The sequence below is a fragment of the Mesorhizobium sp. M0174 genome (assembly GCF_040322275.1).
GTDB lineage: Bacteria > Pseudomonadota > Alphaproteobacteria > Rhizobiales > Rhizobiaceae > Mesorhizobium.
In genome coordinates this window covers 89,755-110,219 of sequence record NZ_JAMYTB010000008.1, presented here as the reverse complement: position 1 = coordinate 110,219, position 20,465 = coordinate 89,755, and the positions used below count along the sequence as shown (strand labels likewise).

Genomic DNA, 20,465 nt, shown 5'->3' with positions numbered 1-20,465 from the left:
GGACGCGGTTGTCCGATCGTCATAAGGAGAGGGGAACAGCCATGGACTTCCGGATCGACGCGGTGCGCGCGAAATTTCCGGCCTTGTCGCTGACCGACAAGGGCCGCCGGCGCATCTATCTCGACAATCCTGCCGGCACGCAGGTGCCGCAGTCGGTGGCGGACGCAGTATCGCGTTGCTTGCTGACCACGAATGCCAACCTCGGCGGCTTCTTCGACACCACCGTTGCAGCACAAGGCATCGGGGACGAGGCCCATCTGGCGATGGCGGATTTTCTCGGCGCTGCGAGCCCGCAGGAAATTATCATCGGTGCCAACATGACGACATTGACCTCCCACATGTCGCGAACGCTCGGCCGCACGATGAAGCCCGGGGACGAGATCATCCTCACCCGCATGGACCATGAGGGCAACGTCTCGCCTTGGCTGCAACTGGCAGAAGACCTTGGCCTTGTCGTGCGCTGGCTGCCCTTCGACCAGCAGAGCTGGCAGATCGAAGAGGCGGCGCTCGCCGCGCTGCTTTCCGAGAGGACGCGGCTCGTCGCGCTCAACTACGCCAGCAATCTCACCGGGTCGATCAACCGGGTGAAGGCGTTGACCGGCATCGCCAGGCGGGCTGGTGCGTTGGTCTACGTCGATGCCGTCCAGTTCGCGCCGCATGGCCTGATCGACGTCCAAAACCTCGGCTGCGATTTCCTGATCTGCTCGGCTTACAAGTTCTTCGGCCCGCATATGGGGATTTTGTGGGGCAGGCTGGACGTTATCGATGCGCTTAAGCCGTATAAATGCCGTTGCTCGTCCAATGCCTTGCCGGAGCGCTTCGAGCTCGGCACGCCGCAAATTGAATTGATGGCCGGCCTGTCGGCGGCTGTCGATTATTTTGCCGAGTTGGGCGCGGCAGCCGGCGCGCAAGGATCGCGTCGGCTGAAAATCGCCAAGGCCTTCGAAGTTTCAATCGCTTACGAGAACCCGCTGGCGCAACAGCTGATCGACGGTTTGTCGGATATTGCCGGCCTGACCATCCACGGCATCACCGATCCGAAGCGGATCAATGAGCGTGTGCCGACGGTGTCGTTCACTGTCGAAGGCATCGTGCCGGAGACGATCGTGCGGCAGATGAATGCCGAAAACATCTTCCTGTGGTCCGGCCACAACTACGCCTGGGAGATCGTCCACCAGCTCGGCATTCCGGCCGAGCAGGGGGTGGTGCGCATCGGCATCGCTCATTACAACACTTCAGCCGAAATCGACGAGACGCTGGAGAGCGTGCACCGCGTTGTCGCCATGCTGAGGCAGGAACGATCCTGAGCGGCCCTCGCGGGCGGATCATCGCTTGTGGGCGCCGCCAAAACCGGTGAGAAAGGCGGTGAGATTGTCGCCGAGCTCGTCGCAGAGATAGCCGCCTTCCTGGACGATGACCGTTGGCAAGCCGAGCCCGGCGATCACCTCGCCAATGCGCGAAAAACCAGGCGTGCTCACCGACAGCCCGCCGAACGGATCACCTTCGAAGGCGTCTAGCCCCAGCGCCACCACAAGCGCATCGGGCGAGAAGGCCTTGATGCGCTGGAACGATGCCTCCAGCGCTTCGAGGAACGTTGTATCGCCTGATTTGCGCGGCAGCGGCAGGTTGAGATTGTAGCCGAGGCCGCGCCCTTCGCCGCGCTCGTCGCCATGGCCCCAGAAAAACGGGTAAAAGCGCACCGGGTCGGCATGCAGCGACACGGTGAGCACGTCCGGCCGGGCATAGAAGATGCCTTGCGTGCCGTTGCCGTGGTGGAGGTCGACATCGAGGATCGCCACCCGCGCCGCCTGTTTGCGCAGAACCTGTGCAGCGACGGCCGAATTGTTGACGAAGCAGAAGCCGCCGGCGACATCGGCAAAGGCGTGATGGCCGGGCGGCCGGCACAGCGCATAGGCGGCCGGCGCTCCAGACATCACCGCCTCGGCGGTTTCAACCGCGCTCCAGGCGCTCCAAAGCGCGCTCTGCCACGTCTCGCCGGAGATCGGGCAGGCGGTGTCGGCCATGTGATAGCCGGCTTGGCCGACCGCCGAGGCCGGATAGGAGCCGTTCCGCGCGATCGGATGGATATTGGGGATGACCTCGGCCGAGGCGCCCTCGATGCGCTGCCAGCGCGCGAAGATGTGCTGGAGAAAATCGAGATATTCCGGCGTATGCACCGCCGCAATCGGGCTGAGTCCGTGATCCCGCGGCCGTTCGATCGTGCAGCCGGCAGCCTTTGCGCCGGCCAACAATCGCTCGACCCGTTCCGGCCTTTCCGGATTGGGCTGCGGCGCGCCGCTCGAGAGGAACGCCTTCGGGTCATGGCGCTTCTGTTCTTCGGCATAGAAGGCTTTCATGTTGGCTCCTCCGGTGCATCGGCAAAGGCGAAAAAGGCGTCGCCGACGATCTTCTGCACCTGCTCGTAGCTGGACCAGGCAATGCCCAATCGTTCGTAAAAAGCCTTGGCGGTCTCGTTGTCGGTATCGACGGACAGCCTGAGATAGGCGCCGCCGCTCTTCCGGCATTGCGCCGCGACTCGGCGCAGCAGGCGTTCGCCGATCCTGCGGCCACGAAAACGGTCCTCGACATAGAGGTCCTGCACATAGACGCCGGGCCGTCCCATCCATGTCGAGAAGATCGGGAAATACAGGCAAAGCCCGGCAAATTCGCCACCGATTTCGGCAATCAGGGTCGAGAAGCCAGGCTTTTCGCCAAAGCCATAGGTGCGGAGATCCTGAGCTGTCGAGGTGATCTCCTGATGTGCGCCGACATGCGCGCCGAGCCGCAGGAGCGCGGCGTGGATGGTTTCGACGTCCTCGACGGTCCCGGGCCGGATGACAATGTCTCTTGACGGTGGGTTGGTCACGGTCGCATCTCAGAACGCCACGCGGTCGCCGCCCTTGAGCGCCAGCATCTGCCGCGCCGCGGCCGGCGTCGCGACGTCCAGCGACAATCCGTCGAGCACGCCGCGGATGCGGCGCACCTGGTCGGCATTGGACTTGGCGAGCTGGCGCCCTTCGTAGAGGCTATCCTCCAGCCCGACGCGGACATTGCCGCCCATCGCCGCCGCAATCGAGATCATCGGCATCTGGTGGCGTCCGGCGGCCAGCACCGAAAACCGGTAGCTGTCGCCGAACAGTTTGTCGGCGATGCGCTTCATATGGATCAGGTTTTCTGGATCGGCGCCGATGCCGCCAAGAATGCCCAAAACAAACTGGATGAATAAAGGTCCGGACACCAGTCCACGATCGCGAAAATGCGCCAGCGAATAGAGATGGCCGACATCGTAGCACTCGAATTCGAAGCGCGTGCCGCAACCACGCCCGAGCTTCTCGAGCACCGTCTCCATGTCGGCAAAGGTGTTCTTGAAGATCGTGTCACGGGTAGCCTCGAGCAGCTTCGGCTCCCATTCGTGCTGCCATTCTCGCGGCCGCTCGAGCATCGGGAACAGCGCGAAATTCATCGAACCCATATTGAGCGAACACATTTCCGGCTCGGCCCTGAGCGGCGCGGCCAGCCGCTGGTCGAGCGTCATCAGCGACGATCCGCCGGTGGTGATGTTGATCACCGCATCGGTCGCCTGCTTGATGCGCGGCAGGAACTGCATGAACACCTCGGGGTCGGCGGTCGGCCGCCCATCCCTAGGGTCGCGGGCATGAAGATGCAGGATCGAAGCGCCGGCCTCGGCGGCGGCGATCGCGTCTGCGGCGATCTGGTCCGGCGTCACGGGCAGATGCGGCGACATCGACGGGGTGTGTACCGACCCGGTGACGGCACAGGTGATGATGACTTTGCGCGACGCCATGGTTCGCCTCTCAGCCTTCGACCGGCAGGTCGAGCTCGCCGGCCAGCACCTCGAGCGAGTCGCCGATGATGGATATGATCTCGCCGATCTGCGCGGCGGTGACGATCATCGGCGGCGCGACCATGAAATTGTCGCCGTCGACACCGCCCTTGACCTTGCGTCCGTAGATGATCAGGCCGCGCTCATAGGCGAGGTCGAGCAGGCGCTGGGTGGCCTTTTTCGCCGGCTCTATCGGCCTCAGCGTGTCCGGATCGGCGACCATTTCGGCACCGGTGAGCAGGCCCTTGCCGCGGATGTCGGCGATGAACGGAAACCGCTTCGCCAATCCCTTCAGCTCGTCCATCAATAGCTCGCCCATGACAGCCGCGTTGGCGATCAGGTCGAGACGGTCCATCTCGCCGAGCACGGCGAGCCCGGCGGCGCAGGCGAGCGGGTTGCCGGCGTAGGTATGGCCGTGCTGAAAGCCGCCCGATGCGAGCAAAGGCTGCACCAGCCGCATCGGTGCCGCCAGCGCACCGACCGGCGCATAGCCCGAGCCCAGCCCCTTCGACAGCGCGACGATGTCGGGCTTGCAGTTCCAGTGGTCGCCGCCGAGGAATTTTCCGGTGCGGCCGGCACCGCTCATCACCTCGTCATGGATGAGCAGGATGCCGTAGCGATCGCAAATCTCGCGGATGCGCGGATAGTAGCTGTCGGGCGCCACCAGTGCTGCCGTGGCAGCGCCGCCGACCGGCTCCATGATGAAGGCGAGCACGCTCTGCGGTCCCTCGGCGAGAATCTTTTCCTCCAGCATGTCGGCGTAGCGGATGCCGCGCTGTTCCATCGAAAGATTGTCGCGGTCGCGCCAGGCGATGGGCGCCGGCACGGTCGGCATCATCTGCATCACCGGCACAAATGTTTCGGACAGCGCATCGTCGCCGGTAACGGCGAGCGCGCCGAGCGTGCCACCATGATAGGAGGGAAAGCGCGAGATCACCTTCCAACGGCTGGGCTGGCCGGTGGCGACCGCCCATTGCCGCGCCAGCTTGATGCAGGATTCGGTCGCTTCCGAGCCGCCGGAGACAAAGAAGATGCGGTCCATGCCTTCAGGGAGTTTGGCGGCCAGCTGCCGCGCGAGCTCCTCGGCCGGTTCGTTCTCGAAATGCAGACGGTAAGCGAAGGTGGCGCGGTCCATCTGCCGTTTCATCGCGTCGAGCACGTTGCGATTGGAGTGGCCGATATTGGCAACCATCGGACCGCTCGATCCGTCGATGAAGCGGCGGCCATCCTGCGTCCACATGTAGATGCCTTCGGCGCGGTCGATCAGCGGCCGGCGCAGGCTGGACAGGTAGAACAGATGCGAGGCTTCGCGGGCTTCCGGGGCAGGGGACTTCAGCATGTCATGACTTTCCGAGATAGCGGTCGAGGACATTTCTGGTAACACGCTCGACCATCGCATCCTGCCTTAGCAGGCCGGCAACCCATTCGCAGCTTCCGGCGTGAAACACCTCGCCTTTGCCGCGCCGGAAATTGACGATCATGCCGTTGCCGCGTTTGACCTTGTCGAGATTGGCGTCGCTTGCCTCGCCGAACAGCGTTTCGGCGGTGAAGCGGCCGTCCTCGTCGCCGAGGAACTGGTCCTCGAACGGAATGTCGGCGCTTTCCTCGACCTGGGCAGCCATGCCGACCGCGAGCACCTGCAGGCCGTCCGGTGCGCCGCTGTCGGGCGTGGGGTAGGGCAGGCCGCCGCGGATCTCGAAATCGAGCCCATCGACCTCATAGCCATAGACATGGCTGTCGGCGCCGAGCAGGTCGCCATAGTAGATGCCGGTACCGCCGAAGGCCCAGTGCTCCGGCCGGTAGACCGGAAAGCCGCGCACGCCGCGCGGCGCGCAGCCGCCCCAGCCGGCATAGACGCCTCTTGTCGCGTTGAGGCCGAAGGTCGCCGCACCCGGCCGGCCGATTTCCGGCGCTTCCCAGGAATTGGTGGCGCGCCTTATATCGCCGCCGCGATAGGCCGGGTCCTCGGCGCGGGCGCGGTATTTGTAGCAGACCTGCCGGCGGCCTTCGTCCTCCAGCCTGGTCTGCCACATGAAATTGCCGGCAAAGCGCGCCGCATGGCCGCCGCGCTCGACATAGGTGTCGACCGCATCGCGCATTTCCCAGGTCCAATATTCGTCGTGGCCGACGAAGACGACGCAGTCATAGCCGTCGAGGATGTCGGGCGAAAAATGCAGGTCGTGCTGGCTGGCGAGATCGACGGCGTAGCCGGAACGCTCGGCGAAGCGGAAGAAATGGCTGTCGTAGCTTGCCCAGCCGGCTGAGGCGTATTTCTTCGAATGGCCGGTGGCAAAGGCCCATTCCATATGCGGATAGCGCGGCACGGTTTTCGGCGGCACCGCGACTTCGAGCGGCACGCGCGGCGCATCCTTGGGCAGCACGACGAAGCCGCGGCACCAAGGCCGCTGCGTCGACACCATTCGTGCATACTGGTCGCGGGCCGGCCCGGTGATGCCTTCGTAATGGTTGGAACCGCCCCATGTGTTGTAGGCGAGCCAAGTGCCGGTGGCCGCGACCTGCAGCACGCGGCCGGGTTTCTTGCCGGGCTGCGGCGAGACGATGAAAAGGTGATGACAGCGGATCGGCTTGCCGTCGCGACCGTCCGCTTCAAGCGTGACGCGATAGGCGCCGGATGGCCAGTCGTCGCCGATGCGAAACTCGAACGACGCCTGCCAGCCGCAGCCTTCGACCGAACATTGATCCGGCGTATCTTGCCAGCGCGCCGCAATCCCGGTCCTTTCGAACATTGTCGTTTCCGCGCCGCCGTCGCGGATGATCGCGATGCCGAAACCGGCGGCCGTCGAACTGACATGCAGCGCCACCATCTCGCCGGGGCGATAGGAAAAACGGTCGCTGTAGCACCAGATTTCGCCGCGCCCGCCATCCATACCGGGCCATTCCCAGTAATGGCTGCGCACCGCCTGGCGTCGCTGCTCCGGCGTCAGTCCGAAATCGGGAAACTCGGTCGGCAGATGGTTCATGGACACCGCTAAGGTCGAAGGCCGCCATTTCGGCTATCCGCCGGCCAAGCGTCAATTGGAAACGATCGGGCCAGCCATTGCCGGGCTGCTCACTTGGCCTTGCCTGACAAACAGACTATCTCACAAAGGGCGGCATTGTCCGCCACGGGAGCCGATATGCTGAGAGTGCAAAAGGTCAGGGTCAACGATATCTACGTGCCGACCGCGCGCAAGAAGACGCTGCATCCCGAGACCGTCCGCCATCTGGCCGAGGACATTCTGGAAAACGGCATGAAGATGCCGATCCAGGTGCGCCATGACGGCAAGCGCCATATCCTGGTCGAAGGGTTGCATCGGCTGGAAGCGGCCAAGTGGCTCGGCGAGACCGAGATCGACGCCTATCTGGTGCAAGCCAAGCGCCACTGAAGCCACTCAGTTCCGTCGCTCGAATCTCCGGTCCCGCGGATTTTTTCGCGGACCGTGTCGGCTTGCGTCTTGTTGGTTCGTCCTAGACACGGAAGCCAAAACCGACGTGTGAGGAACGCCATGACCACCAAGCTCGACATCGCCCCCAACTCCGACCGCGAGCTGGTTCTCGCCCGCATCATCGATGCGCCGCGCGAGAACGTCTATCGCTGCTGGACCGAGCCGAACCTGTTGACGCAATGGTTCTCGCCGAAGCCGTGGACGACGCCGCGCGCCGAAATGGATGTGCGGACCGGTGGCTCCACCCTTGTCGTCATGGCCGATCCCGACGGCAAGGAGTTCCCGAATCCAGGCATCTTCCTCGAAGTCGTACCGGGCAAAAAGCTCGTCTTCACCGATGCCTATACGAAGGCGTGGGAGCCGTCCGAAAAGCCGTTCATGACGGTCGTGCTGACCTTTGAGGACGAGGGCGAGGGCAAGACCCGCTACATTGCCCGCGTCGCGCATTGGTCGGTCGCCGACCGCGAACAGCACGAGAAAATGGGTTTTCACGACGGCTGGGGCCAGTGCGCCGAACAGCTTGAGGAGGTCGCCAAGCGGCTTTGATGCAAACGGGAGAGGGAGACTGACGTGTCCAGATCGATATTTTTCGCCATTTTCGCCTCGGCCGCCGCGCTATTTGCCGCGCCGGGCACCATCAACGCAGAGGAGGCCAAGCCCGCCATGACGACCGCAACCACAACACTGCCGACGCCGGAAAAATCCGGCCTGCTGCCGATCAACGGCCTGAACTATTATTACGCCGTCTATGGCAAGGGCGAGCCGCTGCTTCTGCTGCATGGCGGTCTCGGCACGACCGACATGTTCGCGCCGATCCTGCCAAGACTTGCCGAAAACCGCACCGTCATCGGCGTTGACCTGCAGGGCCATGGCCGCACCGCGCTCGGCGACCGGCCGCTCAGCCTGGAGGCGATGGGCGACGACATGGCGGCGATCGTCAAGGCACTCGGCTACGACAAGGTCGACGTCATGGGTTATTCGCTGGGTGGCGGCGTCGCCTTCCGCATGGCCGTCCAGCAGCCTGAAGCGGTGCGCCGCCTGGTGCTGGTCTCGACCGGCTATGCCGCGGACGGCTTCTATGCCGAGATGCGTGGCCAGCAGGCACAGGTCGGCGCGGCGATGGCCGACATGATGAAGGACACGCCGATGTACAAATCCTACGTCGCGGTTGCGCCGCATCCGGAGGATTTTCCGAAACTGCTCGATCAACTTGGCGCCTATATGCGCAAGGACTACGATTATTCCGCCGACGTGCCGAAGCTGAAAATGCCGGTGATGCTGGTGTTCGGCGACAGCGACATGTACCGGCCCGAGCACGAGATCAAATTCTATCAGATGCTCGGCGGCGGGTTGAAGGACGCCGGCTGGATGCGCGAGAACCTGTCGCAGAACCGCCTGGCGATCGTGCCGAACCGCACCCACTACGATGTGTTCTTCGCGCCGGAACTGACAGCTGCCGCGCTGCCGTTCCTCAATGGCCAGACCAAGGTCAAGACCTGGGACGAGGTCGTCAACGAAACGAACTGACGCCCAGTCAATTGTCTGCCGGCCGTCTTCCGCGAGATGGCCGGCACGTCGCCCATGGGGCCTTGGCCCGGCGCATCGGCCAATCGTGTATTGGCCGCATCACAGCTATAGATGGCGCCATCAAAGCTTTTCAATTGACGCTGCCACGCCTATCGATAGGTATGCCGCCTATCCTCACAGGGCAGGGACGCGGGTGATGGCAAGATATCAGGGCGGGTGTTTGTGCGGCGCGGTGCGCTACCGCGCCGAGGCGGCACCGATCAATGAGCGCGTCTGCCATTGCCGGTTGTGCCAGAAGGCGCTGGGTGCCGCCTTCAACGCGCGCGTGCTGTTCCGCATCGATGATGTGACGGTCGAGGGACCGCTGGCGACGGTGAATTCCTCGCCCGATCTCAAGCGCGGCTTTTGCCCGCGCTGCGGCACGACGATGTTTTCCCGGCGCGATTCCGCCGGCATTATCGGCATCACCACCGGCTCGCTCGATGATCCCTCGTTGTTCAGGCCTGAGATGCATATCTGGACCGCCTCGAAGCAGCCCTGGGTGCAGATCGACGACGGCCTGCCGCAGTTTGAAGGCGCGCCACCTCCGATTTGAGGTGGAATCTGGACAAAATTTAATCCGAAGCGACACGAGATAGCCGGCAAAGCGTCATTGGCGGGCCATCATTGCTGCCTATCTATTGGCGTGCGGGCAGGCAGTCGAGGAGGCGACGGATGAACGACAGCATCAACACCCTGGATGAACTCTTGAGCGATCCGATGATCAAGCTGGTAATGGAGCGCGACCGCGTGCAGCCGGCAGACCTTCGCACGCTGCTCGAAGAAAAGATCCGCCGGGTAGACGATGATGCGCCGGTCAACGATCACTTTGTACCGCCGGCCCACCTCATGGCCACGACCTGCCACAAGCTGTGGTTGTGCAGCTAGGGTCTTGAAGCGGTCAGCCGGAATTTGCCGGCAAATAGCTGTAATGGCTGCGGAAATAAGCGAGCCTGAAGCCGAGGCGCGCATAGTTGCGATACGCCGGCCCGTCACGTTCGGCTCGCGGCGCCTCGATATCGGCCACGAACAGTTTTGCACCGGCCGCAAGTCCGTCGCGCACCATCGCTTCGCCGAGCATTGCATCGAGGTCGAAGCTCGGCGCCATGATGCCGGGCACCGGCGCGTCGATGCCGCTCCAGGCCATGCCGTCGGCGCCGATGAACATCGAGCGCACCGCCGCCACCGCGCCGTCCCGCCGCAGCATGTGATGATGCCAGCCGCGTCGGCCGGCCAGCGCCAGCAACCACGGTGAGGTCGGCAACCGATATTGGCTGTCGATGAACCCAGCCCATTCCCTTGCCGTTGCCGGCGTCACCCGCTCGACCGAGGCATCCTCCGTCGGGAAAAGCGGCTCAGCGGGCAATGGCGTCGCGTCGCGAAAGATGCGTTCCCAGCCGCCCTGACGTTGCAGGCCGCGCGCCTCGAGCCAGCAGCTGAGCGTCGCGGGCTCGGTGTGTGGGTTGGTGTAGAACCAGGGCCGCAGAATGCCGGCGTCGCGATAATGGGCCAGAAACGCGTCGAGCCGGCTCTCGGTGGCCGCGCTCTCGACGCCGAAATTTTTGACACAGTTGAAATGGATGAACGGGATCGTCGTGCAGGTGGTCCAGACGAGATCGCCATCTTCGGCGATGGCAAGGCGTTGCTTTGCGGCAAAGTCTGCCGGGGCGGCGCGATAGAGATCGAGCCAGGCATTGACCTCGGCGCGTTCGATGACGCGGCTGAGGTTGCGAGGTATCTCGTCGACCCCGATGGCGGGCGAGCATGGCTCCGGCGGGACTACGGGCTGCAATTCTGACAGGGCGGCGGGCTGCATGACGTCCTCCACGTGGTGCCTTACACCGTAAGATTAGTAGAGACTAATCTCATGCCGTGAGTTGTCAAGCCGAGGCAGCGACGTGGCCGAAGGTTGGAGGGATAGCGCACCTCTGTCCGGGCGACGTCCGGATGCAAAGCCCTAACAATTCGATTCAAACTTTGTTGGTAGTTTCTTGTTAGGAATCCAGCTTGGTTTGTCCGGCGGCGTTGTCCTGCCTTCGGTCTGTTGTGTTTTGCGTACAGGTCCAGATGCGGTTATCAGGCGTCGTCATCTTTTCGATCGCAGCGCTGTGCCTTGCCGGCTGCACGTCGACCTCCGGCGTCGATGCGCTGCAAGTGCCGTCCAGCGAGACCACCAGCTCGGTTGTGCGCCCCCCCGCGCCGGTGGCGTCCGTGGCGAAAACTGATGCTGCGCCCGCTTTTGCCGAACAGGAGCAGGACGAACAGCCGGTCGCGATGGACGTACCCGATCAGGACGTCGAACCGCCGGCCGAGGTCATCGCGCTGATGTCGCCGCCGAAGCGGCTGACACGCGCGGCACCGGCGATGCTTGCCGAACCGGTCACGCGCTATGGTTTTCGCGATGCCAAGCCGATCAATTTCGGCAAGGCATCCTCGCCGAGGCGTCTCGCCGTCCACGGCGTCGACGTTTCGCGCTGGCAGGGCAATGTGAACTGGGGAAAGCTGCGTGCCCAGGGCGCCAATTTCGCCTACATCAAGGCCACCGACGGCGGCGATCATCTCGACCCGATGTTCACCAGGAACTGGCGCAGTGCCGATGCCGCCGGCCTCAAGCGCGGCGCCTACCACTTCTTCTACTGGTGCCGCACCGCCGGCGAGCAGGCCGACTGGTTCATCCGCAATGTGCCGAGGGTCGAGGGCGCGCTGCCGCCGGTGATCGACGTCGAGTGGAACGGCGACTCCAGCTGCAAGCGCCGCCCGTCGCGGCAAAAGGTGCTGGAGAAGATGCAGGTGTTCATGGACAAGCTCGAGCGCTACTACGGCCAGCGCCCGATCATCTACACCGCGCCCGACTTCTACCGTGACAATCTCAGGGGTGCCTTCCCCGATTATCCATTCTGGCTGCGCGCCGTGGCCGCCCACCCGTCAAAGGTCTATCCCGGGCGCAAATGGCTGTTCTGGCAATATTCCGGCTCCGGCCTGTCGCACGGGGTGAGGGGCCGCATCGACCTCAACGTGTTCCGTGGCGATGAGCGCGCCTGGCGCGACTGGACTGGCGGACGGCAGATGGTGGCTGAGGCGGAATGAGGGCGGTCGCGCCTATTCCAGCTTTGGTGTTTAGCCGAAGCCTCTCCGCGGTCGTCATCCTAGGGCGGAGCAGGAGCGAAGCGACGTCGCGGAGACCCTAGGATCCATGCCGTGATGGTCGCCTAAGAATGCAGCGATGCAGAACGAGTGCCGGTGCCTCCTCTGCTCTGCCGGACATTCGTCGCTCGGAAAGCCAAGCAATGGCTTCCGCTCCTCGCTCCCACCCACGAGATTGGCAGCGCCCTTTCACGACGTCGAAGATTGGCGAAGCCGGTCTCTCTGGGGGAAATGCCCGGCAGGGCGCTGTCCCGCCGGCGTTTCGCACCTTCTGCACTGCCGCGCTGTTCGGAAGGCACGGCATGGATCCTAGGGTCTCCGCGACGTCGCTTCGCTCCTGCTCCGCCCTAGGATGACGACGAGAGGATTGCCCCTCGTCATTCCGTCACTGGCTCATTGAGCATGGCTTCAATGTTGTAGCCATCGGGATCAAGTACAAAACAGGCATAGTAATTCTCTGCATATTCCGGACGCGGGCCGGGTACACCATTGTCTGCGCCACCTGCGTCGAGGGCAGCTCGATAGAACGCGTCAACTGCTGCCCTGCCATTTACCCGGAAAGCGACGTGCACATGGGTCAGCGGTGGTTTGCTGTCCGAATGTTGAATCTCGAACAAGCTGCCGCTGCCGACATCAAAAGCCCAAAACACTCCCTGCTTACCAAAGGAAAGGCGATATCCCAAAGGTCCAAAAGCTCTTTCGTAGAAGAGTTTGCTCTTCTGCAGATCGCTCACTGCAACCGTTATGTGATCAATCATTCCGCACCATCGCGGGACTCTGACACTCGAAGCGGGACGCCGCAACCCTGCAGCACCACATTTTGCCCGGCTCTATGCCTCTACATATTCCGCCAGGCTGACAGCTTTGGGCACATCCAGCCCATCGGCCCGCAGGCCTTCGATATGAAGGCGTATTGCGTCACGAATTTCGGCTTCAACCTCAGGCACCGTCGCACCGGTTGCGATGCAGCCGGGTAGGTCCGGCACGTAAGCGGAAAAATTGTTTCCGGCTTTTTCAATCACCACCGCGTGTCGCATGTCATCGCTCCTCCGGAGCCTTTCCGTAGACGCGCGCTGGCGACCACTCATCAGCTAAACAAATGATTTACGCCTGCCGCAGCGAGAATCGCATCTAGATAGCGCGCTTTGTCGTCGCGGCTCTCTAGGTTAAAAGAATCAGAAATGTTTTTTCGTGCGATCTCTAAGGCTGGAAACACTGCTGTTTCGACCAATGAAGAGGCGGCATACACCAAGTAGCATCGGGTTTCTGTCCCGCCCAAAACCTCGCGCGCATGCTGAAACGTGACATTTGCTAGCGCAGCATTCTTAAGTTCTGCGGGGCCAGCATCTTCTGATTTTCGAAAATCGATTGTCTCAGTTGCGTGATAAGCGCCGTTTCGAATTAGAAAATCCACGTGAAGCTTTCCAGAGGGGCCAACCGGCATGTTGGCTATCACTTTATGTTTGTCAATATCTTCAATCTTGCTGCTGAATATCTGATATTCCTGGAATATCTTCTTTAGATCGCGACTAAGATTAGAAGAAGCTCTGCGGACTCTCGTCTTCTTTGGTTTTTCCACGTATTCCGAAATGATTTCTGAAATCCGCAGTTCGTACTGGCGGTCATCGTCAGTCGAGAACCAGCCGATGTCAGACAATTGAACGCCGGCAAAACGAGAGAGTTCATTCGCTCGGTCGCTTACCGATAACTGACTGTCATCCAAACTGACAAGATTTTCGGCTAACCAGTCAAGCGTCCCGCTTTGGACACCGAAATATTCTAGCAAGGACGGAGAAGCACTAAACCGAACGTCCAATATGTCGCCGAAAACGACAATGCCGACGTTTAGTGTTTCCCCCCGATGCGCGAACGGCATTAGCCGAACGATGGCGTAGCTATAAATATGTGCCATCAGTGAGTCCTTCGCCGATCAATTTCAGCCGGTGCTCGAATTGCGCGCTCACAAACCACTTTGCAAATGACTCTCTCTGTTCCTTCGACAACCATTCGCTTGGCATTCCAAACAGCGCGCGCTCCAATAGGAATTTGCGGCCATCTCTCAACCGAGACAATAGCGTGTCAGCAGCGGAATTAGCAAATCCATGCGCACGACGAATCTGCCGACCGATCTGAACGGTAGGCGACATTGGAGCCAGGGGCAAAGGCGTTTTGCTATTCTGAAGGAGGTCGGAGCAACCGAAATCAATAAGGTGAACGTGCCCAATTTGTTGCCCGGTTCCGCTCGCCGACTCGACCGAGATTATGAAGTTATCTTGGTGACGATCGATATTTCCTGTCACTAGATCGAGAGCATACGTCGAAGAGAGGATGTTGGCTATTTCAGGAGTGAAGATATCGTTCCCGGCTCTGCCTAGCAGCACTCGAGCAGCCTCAATTTCGGGAAGTCTGGGAGTAATTTCCTTTGTGCCATAGATGCGGGTGCCATCAGCAGACTGCAGGACCTTAGGGCTCGCGACTGGGAGATTAAGCGAGTCCGCGATTGAGTTGCATATCCACTCGGTAGCTGGGACGAGTTCCTCCTTCGCTCCGCCCTTCACGACATAATAACTGCCGTCCTCGCCCAATGCGCGTCCCATAACGTGCATTGTTTGATGCGTTCGAACCGGCCGATATTCAACAATCCTGAGTGGAATAACTTCCAACTGCGTCATGAAATCTCATCCCGTATCAACGGCCGCCATGAACATCCCCCGGTTTTAAATCTGATCTGCACTAGGTCTTCAGCTGCACCCGCTCGTCGCCCCACACGTATCGCACTTCTCGCAAGTCCCGTTTCGCACCATCGTGAAGTTATGGCATTCCGAGCATTCGTTGCCGGTGTAGCCCTGCATCAATGATTGCTGGCGCCGGTTGGCGGCGAGCGCTTTGGCTTCGGCTGCTTCTTTCGCGGCCTCGTCGGTGAACAGCTCCGTCGGGTCGGAGGCTTCCGTGTAGACGATGTCCTCGACCAGTTCCCTGGCGCGCTCCTCGTAGTCGCGCTTGTAGGCAATGGCCTCGTCACTGGCCGGCTTCAGCGTCAGCACGTTGGAGCCGGAGAAGGCGGTCGGGGCGGTCCGGGCCGGAGTTCCGGAGCCCAAACCAGCAAAGCCCTTGGGCTCGGCGCCCGACACCAGCTTGACCGGCGAGGCGCCGCGGGTCAGCCCCTTGGAGAAGGGCGTCGCCTTGCCTTCGTTGATGCCGCGCCCGAGTGCCGTCTTGTCGAAATCCGACTGGTCGACATGGGCGAGGTCGTGGCGGCCGAGATAGGAGACGGCCAGTTCGCGGAACACGTAGTCGAGGATCGACGTGGCGTTCTTGATGGCGTCGTTGCCCTGCACCATGCCGGCCGGCTCGAATTTGGTGAAGGTGAAGGCCTCGACATATTCGTCGAGCGGCACGCCATATTGCAGGCCGAGCGAGATGGCGATGGCGAAGTTGTTCATCATCGCCCGGAAGGCCGCACCTTCCTTGTGCATGTCGATGAAGATCTCGCCGAGGCGCCCGTCATCGAACTCGCCGGTGCGCAGATAGACCTTGTGGCCGCCGACGACCGCCTTCTGGGTATAGCCCTTGCGGCGGTTCGGCAGTTTCTCGCGGTCGCGGTAGAGACGTTCGACGACGCGCTCGACGATCTTCTCGGTCACCTGAACGGCGCGCTGTGCGGCCGGCGCCGCGATCAGCTGCTCGATGGCTTCGTCCTCGTCGTCTTCGACGTCGGCAAGCAACGAGGCGTTGAGCGGCTGCGACAGCTTCGAGCCGTCGCGATAGAGCGCGTTGGCCTTCAGCGCCAGCTTCCACGACAGCATGTAGGCGCCTTTGGCGTCTTCCACCGTCGCGTCGTTCGGCATGTTGATGGTCTTGGAAATGGCGCCGGAGATGAAGGGCTGCGCCGCCGCCATCATCATGATGTGGCTGTTGATCGACAGCGAACGCTTGCCGATCTTGCCGCACGGGCTGGCGCAGTCGAACACCGGCAGGTGTTCGGCCTTCAGGAACGGTGAGCCTTCCAAGGTCATCGCCCCGCAGACATGGATGTTGGCGGCCTCGATGTCCTTCTTCGAAAAGCCCAGCGCCGGCAGCATCTCGAACGAGAAATCGTTGAGCTGCTCATCGGTGAAGCCAAACGTCTCCTTCACCCAGTCGGCGCCCAACGTCCATTGGTTGAAGACGAACTTGATGTCGAAGGCCGATTTCAATGCGGCGTTGAGTGCTGCAATCTTGTCGTCGGTAAAGCCTTTTGCCTTGAGCGAGCCGGGGTTGATGCCCGGCGCCTGGTTGAGATTGCCGTGGCCGACCGCATAGGCCTCGATCTCGGCGATCTGGCTCTCGGAATAGCCGAGCGTGCGCAGCGCTTCCGGAACGGCGCGGTTGATGATCTTGAAATAGCCGCCGCCGGCGAGCTTCTTGAATTTTACCAGCGCGAAATCGGGCTCGATGCCGGTGGTGTCGCAATCCATCACCAGGCCGATCGTGCCGGTCGGCGCGATCACGGTTGCCTGCGCATTGCGGTAGCCATGCTCCTCGCCGAGCTCGATGGCGCGGTCCCAGGCGGCCTTGGCATGGTCGGCAAGTTCCTGCTGCTTGAGATCCGAGGCGACCAGCGGCACCGGGTTGACGGCAAGCTTCTCGTAGCCGTCCCTTTCGCCATAGGCCGCGCGGCGGTGATTGCGCATGACGCGCAGCATGTTCTGCGCATTGCGGTCATAGTCGGGGAAGGCGCCGAGCTCGGCGGCCATTTCGGCCGAAGTGGCATAGGCGGTGCCGGTCATGATCGCGGTGAGGGCGGCGCAGATGGCGCGGCCCTCGTCGGAATCATAGGGAATACCCGAGGTCATCAGCAGGCCGCCGATATTGGCGTAGCCGAGGCCGAGCGTGCGGTACTCGTAGGAAAGCTTGGCGATCTCCTTCGACGGGAACTGCGCCATCATGACGGAGATTTCCAGCACCATGGTCCACAGCCGCACCGTGTGCTCGTAGGCTGCGATGTCGATCGTGCCGTCGGCATTGCGGTAGGGCAGAAGGTTGATCGACGCCAGGTTGCAGGCGGTGTCGTCGAGGAACATGTATTCCGAGCACGGGTTGGACGCCCGGATCGCACCGGCCGAGGCGCAGGTGTGCCAGTCGTTCATCGTCGTGTTGAAATGCAGGCCCGGATCGGCCGACGCCCAGGCGGCATAGCCGATCTTTTCCCAGAGATCGCGCGCCTTCAGCGTCTTCAGCACCTTGCCATCCTTGCGGGCGGTGAGATGCCAGTCGCCGTCCTGCTCGACGGCGCGCAGGAAATCGTCCTTCAGCGACACCGAATTGTTGGAATTCTGGCCGGAAACGGTGAGATAGGCGTCCGAATCCCAGTCGGTGTCGTAGGTCTTGAACGACATCGAGGTGTAGCCCTGCTTGGCAAACTGGATGACGCGATAGATGTAGTTCTCCGGCACCGCGTCCTTCTTGGCCGCCTTGATCTCGCGCTTCAGCGCGGTGTTGACCGCCGGATCGAAGCAATCGTCGCCATTGCCTTCGCAGTTGATGCAGGCCTTCATGATCGCTTCGAGATGCTTCTTGACGATCTTCGAGCCGGTGACCAGCGAGGCGACCTTCTGCTCCTCGTTGACCTTCCAGTCGATGAACTCCTCGATATCGGGGTGGTCGGCGTCGACGATGACCATTTTCGCGGCGCGGCGCGTCGTGCCGCCCGATTTGATGGCACCCGCCGCGCGGTCGCCGATTTTGAGGAAGCTCATCAGCCCCGACGAGCGGCCGCCGCCCGACAGCTTTTCGCCTTCGCCGCGCAGGAACGAGAAGTTCGAGCCGGTGCCGGAGCCATATTTGAACAGGCGCGCCTCACGCACCCACAAATCCATGATGCCGCCCTCGTTGACGAGGTCGTCCTGCACGCCCTGGATGAAACAGGCATGCGGCTGCGGATGCTCGTAGGAAGACTTCGACTTGGTCAGCTTGCCGGTGAACGGGTCGACATAGAAATGGCCCTGGCTCGGACCGTCGATGCCATAGGCCCAGTGCAGGCCGGTGTTGAACCATTGCGGCGAATTCGGCGCGACGCGCTGGGTGGCCAGCATATAGGCGAGCTCGTCGCGAAAGGCGCGGGCGTCTTCCTCCGACTTGAAGTAGCCGCCCTTCCAGCCCCAATAGGTCCAGGTGCCGGCAAGCCGGTCGAAGACCTGGCGGGCGTCGGTCTCGGAACCGTAGCGCTCGGCTTCCGGCAGCTTGGCCAGTTCAGCCTCGTCGGCGACGGAGCGCCACAGGAAGGAGGGAACTTGCGTCTCTTCGACCTTCTTCAGCCGTGCGGGCACGCCGGCTTTGCGGAAATATTTCTGCGCCAGGATATCGGCGGCAACCTGGGAGAACTGCGCCGGCACGTCGATGTTGTCCAAGCGGAACACCACCGACCCGTCCGGATTCTTGATCTCGGAAAGCGCCTTGCGGAATTCGATCTCCGCATAGGCAGATTGTCCTGGCTTGGTGAAACGACGCTCGATGCGCATTGGTCCGGTCCCTTTTGTCTACATATAGCGCTTTTCCCAGAGGATTTCTGCCCTCTTGACGAAACGCGCATGCCCGCCGTCTGCCGGCGTTCGAAAACCCCGGCTCTCATCTTCACAGTCTCCGCCGCCCTGCCGGTCGAACCTCTTGCGAGGCCGCTGTCCAACATGCTCACGGACCCTGTGGGTCCCTCAAAAACTGAAAACTTTTTGTAACGCCCTCGGTCGAGGGAAATTCACATTATCTAGCGTCGAACCTATCTGCAAACACTAAATATAGTGTTAACAGACAATTTATTCAAGCCCGACAATCCTCCCCTTTCGCCCCCCAAGGCTTCAAAATCCCACGCCTCCGCCGGCCTCGTAAACAGGCGGGAATGCGGATCAAAACGCACATATTCCGGGAAAAAGACCGGCCTCGAAACTTTTCCGGTCGCACTCTCAACAGGAGCGCATGGCCTATAAAAGGCGACTCGTTTTGCGCCGTCAAGGATTCGTTTGCGTAGCTTTTATGACCCCAACATCTTGTGTGTCACATATGTGGATAACGGGGATAGAAGCGGAGCGCAGCGAGGAAGGTTCGGCGCCGCGCGGAGGTGCTTCGGCGATGGCGTTCGCGGCACCTGACCGCGGCTATGCGCCGCTCGGGCTCAGGAGAACCGGCGTGGATCGGCGCAGAAATGGGCGATGATCTGGCGAAGGTCCGGTTCATGCACCATGCCCACAGCCTCGGCGGCGGTGACCCACTTGCGGGTGCGTGCCCGCTTTTCCTTCCACCGGTCGGCGACCTTGTCGACCTGCAGCGGGAACACCAGAACCTCGCACGGCACTTCCTCGCCGGAATCCAGCACCTTGGCGTAGAAATAGCGGCCGGCCTCGTGATGCGAGATCGTGCCGCGCAGCCCGGCCTCCTCGCCGGCTTCGCGCGCCGCCGCTTCGCAAAGCGGCTCCTTCGCTTCCGGCCAGCCCTTGGGAAGCACCCAGCGGCCGGTATCGCGGCTGGTGATCAGCATGATTTCGACGCCGTCCCCGCTATCGCGCCAGGGCAACGCTGCAACCTGCAGGCGGGACGGCACCGCGCCGAAGAGTCGCTGGACCCTTTCGGCCAGATGGTTGTGCGTCGTTGGCCTCGTCAACATCGGAGAAGCTTGCCCCAGCTTCCAGAATCATTTGCCGTCTCATGAATCTTACGGCTAATTATAAGCAATAAAAGTAAAAAATGTTTCATGGACCAGCGAAATTCTGCCGATTTGCGCCGGTCCCGCCCAGATGGCGCGGCCGCGCGAGCATCACGTGGGCATTTGTCGGTCGCGGATGGTGCCTTGGGCGACCGGCTACAATGAGCGGCGGTGCCGCGAATCAGCCGGCGTGATCGTCGGCGATCGGCTTCTGGTAGGTGAAGCCCATGTCCCAGGGGAAATAGATCCAGGTGTCCTGGCTGACCTCGGTAACGAAAGTGTCGACCATCGGCCTGCCTTTTGGCTTGGCATAGACGGTGGCGAAATGCGCCTTGGGCATCATGGCGCGCACGATGCCGGCCGTCTTGCCGGTGTCGGTGAGGTCGTCGATAATCAGCACGCCAGCCCCGTCATCCACGAGCAGCGCCGGCGTGACCTCCTTCAGCACCTGCAACTGCCCCTGGCTGGTGTAGTCGTGGTAGGAGGCAACACAGACCGTCTCGATGATGCGGATGCCAAGCTCGCGCGAAATAATGGCGGCCGGAACCAGTCCGCCGCGCGTGATGCAGACGATCGCCTTCCATTGCCCCTTGTTGGCGCCGGCAAGCCGCCAGGCGAGCGCGCGCGCATCGCGGTGGAACTGGTCCCAGGAGACCGGGAAGGCTTTTTCGGGCAGGGACATCTTCGCGCACTCCGCAAAGCGCGCATCGCGCGCAGACACTATGGAATGCGCGCGGAATTAACTGGAAAGGCTTGGCCTTGGCAAGGGGAGTGGAAAGCTATCCCGGTG

The 20,465-nt window shown here is 62.0% G+C and carries 20 protein-coding genes; 7 read left to right on the top strand and 13 right to left on the bottom strand.

Features of this window, described 5'->3' with window-relative positions; translation table 11 throughout:
- Positions 1 to 41 precede the first annotated feature (41 nt).
- Positions 42 to 1,307: a cysteine desulfurase-like protein gene (locus tag NKJ13_RS18255; protein ID WP_352777981.1), complete on the top strand. Its 1,266-nt coding sequence runs from the start codon at positions 42 to 44 to the stop codon at positions 1,305 to 1,307.
- 18 nt (positions 1,308 to 1,325) lie between these two features.
- Here NKJ13_RS18255 and NKJ13_RS18250 read toward each other — a convergent pair whose 3' ends face one another.
- Genes NKJ13_RS18250 through NKJ13_RS18230 form a run of 5 tightly spaced genes read right to left on the bottom strand, consistent with a single transcriptional unit; the run spans position 1,326 to position 6,825 of the window.
- Positions 1,326 to 2,357 carry a histone deacetylase family protein gene (locus NKJ13_RS18250; RefSeq protein ID WP_352777980.1) on the bottom strand — a complete coding sequence of 344 codons (1,032 nt, stop codon included), beginning with the start codon at positions 2,355 to 2,357 and terminating at the stop codon, positions 1,326 to 1,328.
- Complete coding sequence (locus NKJ13_RS18245) at positions 2,354 to 2,866, bottom strand: GNAT family N-acetyltransferase (protein WP_352777978.1); 513 nt, start codon at positions 2,864 to 2,866, stop codon at positions 2,354 to 2,356. The genes NKJ13_RS18250 and NKJ13_RS18245 overlap by 4 nt, the downstream gene beginning before the upstream one ends.
- A gap of 9 nt (positions 2,867 to 2,875) precedes the next feature.
- Positions 2,876 to 3,805: a 3,5-dioxohexanoate:acetyl-CoA acetone transferase gene (kce, locus tag NKJ13_RS18240; protein WP_352777976.1), complete on the bottom strand. Its 930-nt coding sequence runs from the start codon at positions 3,803 to 3,805 to the stop codon at positions 2,876 to 2,878.
- 10 nt (positions 3,806 to 3,815) lie between these two features.
- Positions 3,816 to 5,183: an aminotransferase family protein gene (locus NKJ13_RS18235; RefSeq protein WP_352777974.1), complete on the bottom strand. Its 1,368-nt coding sequence runs from the start codon at positions 5,181 to 5,183 to the stop codon at positions 3,816 to 3,818.
- Between the two features lies 1 nt (position 5,184).
- The gene (locus NKJ13_RS18230) at positions 5,185 to 6,825 is read right to left on the bottom strand and encodes a N,N-dimethylformamidase beta subunit family domain-containing protein (RefSeq protein ID WP_352777972.1); all 1,641 of its coding nucleotides are present in this window, start codon (positions 6,823 to 6,825) and stop codon (positions 5,185 to 5,187) included.
- Positions 6,826 to 6,981: 156 nt separating this feature from the next.
- Here NKJ13_RS18230 and NKJ13_RS18225 point away from each other — a divergent pair, with 156 nt between their 5' ends.
- The 5 genes from NKJ13_RS18225 to NKJ13_RS18205 all read left to right on the top strand — a co-directional run bounded on the left by NKJ13_RS18225 (position 6,982) and on the right by NKJ13_RS18205 (position 9,744).
- Positions 6,982 to 7,230 carry a ParB N-terminal domain-containing protein gene (locus NKJ13_RS18225; protein WP_023674751.1) on the top strand — a complete coding sequence of 83 codons (249 nt, stop codon included), beginning with the start codon at positions 6,982 to 6,984 and terminating at the stop codon, positions 7,228 to 7,230.
- Positions 7,231 to 7,350: 120 nt separating this feature from the next.
- Positions 7,351 to 7,836, top strand: a complete 486-nt coding sequence (locus NKJ13_RS18220; protein WP_352777969.1) for an SRPBCC family protein — start codon at positions 7,351 to 7,353, stop codon at positions 7,834 to 7,836.
- A gap of 24 nt (positions 7,837 to 7,860) precedes the next feature.
- Positions 7,861 to 8,817 (top strand): alpha/beta fold hydrolase, encoded by a 957-nt coding sequence (locus NKJ13_RS18215; protein WP_352738070.1) that lies wholly within the window; start codon positions 7,861 to 7,863, stop codon positions 8,815 to 8,817.
- A 196-nt stretch (positions 8,818 to 9,013) separates the two neighbouring features.
- Entirely contained in the window at positions 9,014 to 9,412 is a 399-nt protein-coding gene (locus tag NKJ13_RS18210; protein ID WP_352738072.1) for a GFA family protein, read from the top strand.
- 119 nt (positions 9,413 to 9,531) lie between these two features.
- Positions 9,532 to 9,744 carry a hypothetical protein gene (locus NKJ13_RS18205; protein ID WP_352738073.1) on the top strand — a complete coding sequence of 71 codons (213 nt, stop codon included), beginning with the start codon at positions 9,532 to 9,534 and terminating at the stop codon, positions 9,742 to 9,744.
- 13 nt (positions 9,745 to 9,757) lie between these two features.
- On the opposite strand, the gene NKJ13_RS18200 is transcribed toward NKJ13_RS18205, so the two are convergent.
- Complete coding sequence (locus NKJ13_RS18200; protein ID WP_352738076.1) at positions 9,758 to 10,672, bottom strand: hypothetical protein; 915 nt, start codon at positions 10,670 to 10,672, stop codon at positions 9,758 to 9,760.
- Between the two features lie 251 nt (positions 10,673 to 10,923).
- On the opposite strand from NKJ13_RS18200, the gene NKJ13_RS18195 reads away from it, so the two are divergent.
- Positions 10,924 to 11,943: a GH25 family lysozyme gene (locus NKJ13_RS18195; RefSeq protein WP_352738078.1), complete on the top strand. Its 1,020-nt coding sequence runs from the start codon at positions 10,924 to 10,926 to the stop codon at positions 11,941 to 11,943.
- Positions 11,944 to 12,377: 434 nt separating this feature from the next.
- Here the strand turns inward: NKJ13_RS18195 and NKJ13_RS18190 are convergent, their stop codons facing one another.
- The 7 genes from NKJ13_RS18190 to gpt all read right to left on the bottom strand — a co-directional run bounded on the left by NKJ13_RS18190 (position 12,378) and on the right by gpt (position 20,357).
- Positions 12,378 to 12,758 carry a VOC family protein gene (locus NKJ13_RS18190; RefSeq protein WP_352738080.1) on the bottom strand — a complete coding sequence of 127 codons (381 nt, stop codon included), beginning with the start codon at positions 12,756 to 12,758 and terminating at the stop codon, positions 12,378 to 12,380.
- Between the two features lie 72 nt (positions 12,759 to 12,830).
- Positions 12,831 to 13,037 carry a type II toxin-antitoxin system HicB family antitoxin gene (locus NKJ13_RS18185; protein WP_352738081.1) on the bottom strand — a complete coding sequence of 69 codons (207 nt, stop codon included), beginning with the start codon at positions 13,035 to 13,037 and terminating at the stop codon, positions 12,831 to 12,833.
- Positions 13,038 to 13,087: 50 nt separating this feature from the next.
- Positions 13,088 to 13,912, bottom strand: a complete 825-nt coding sequence (locus NKJ13_RS18180; RefSeq protein WP_352738082.1) for a DUF3037 domain-containing protein — start codon at positions 13,910 to 13,912, stop codon at positions 13,088 to 13,090.
- A complete protein-coding gene (locus tag NKJ13_RS18175) occupies positions 13,896 to 14,672 on the bottom strand; it encodes a hypothetical protein (protein ID WP_352738083.1) in 777 nt (258 codons plus the stop codon). Before NKJ13_RS18175 ends, NKJ13_RS18180 begins: the two co-directional genes overlap by 17 nt.
- Positions 14,673 to 14,741: 69 nt before the next feature.
- On the bottom strand, positions 14,742 to 18,500 hold the full coding sequence (locus tag NKJ13_RS18170; RefSeq protein ID WP_352738084.1) for a vitamin B12-dependent ribonucleotide reductase: 3,759 nt from the start codon (positions 18,498 to 18,500) through the stop codon (positions 14,742 to 14,744).
- 647 nt (positions 18,501 to 19,147) lie between these two features.
- A complete protein-coding gene (locus tag NKJ13_RS18165; protein ID WP_352649196.1) occupies positions 19,148 to 19,636 on the bottom strand; it encodes an NUDIX hydrolase in 489 nt (162 codons plus the stop codon).
- A gap of 220 nt (positions 19,637 to 19,856) precedes the next feature.
- Positions 19,857 to 20,357 carry a xanthine phosphoribosyltransferase gene (gene gpt / locus NKJ13_RS18160; RefSeq protein ID WP_352474044.1) on the bottom strand — a complete coding sequence of 167 codons (501 nt, stop codon included), beginning with the start codon at positions 20,355 to 20,357 and terminating at the stop codon, positions 19,857 to 19,859.
- Positions 20,358 to 20,465 lie beyond the last annotated feature (108 nt).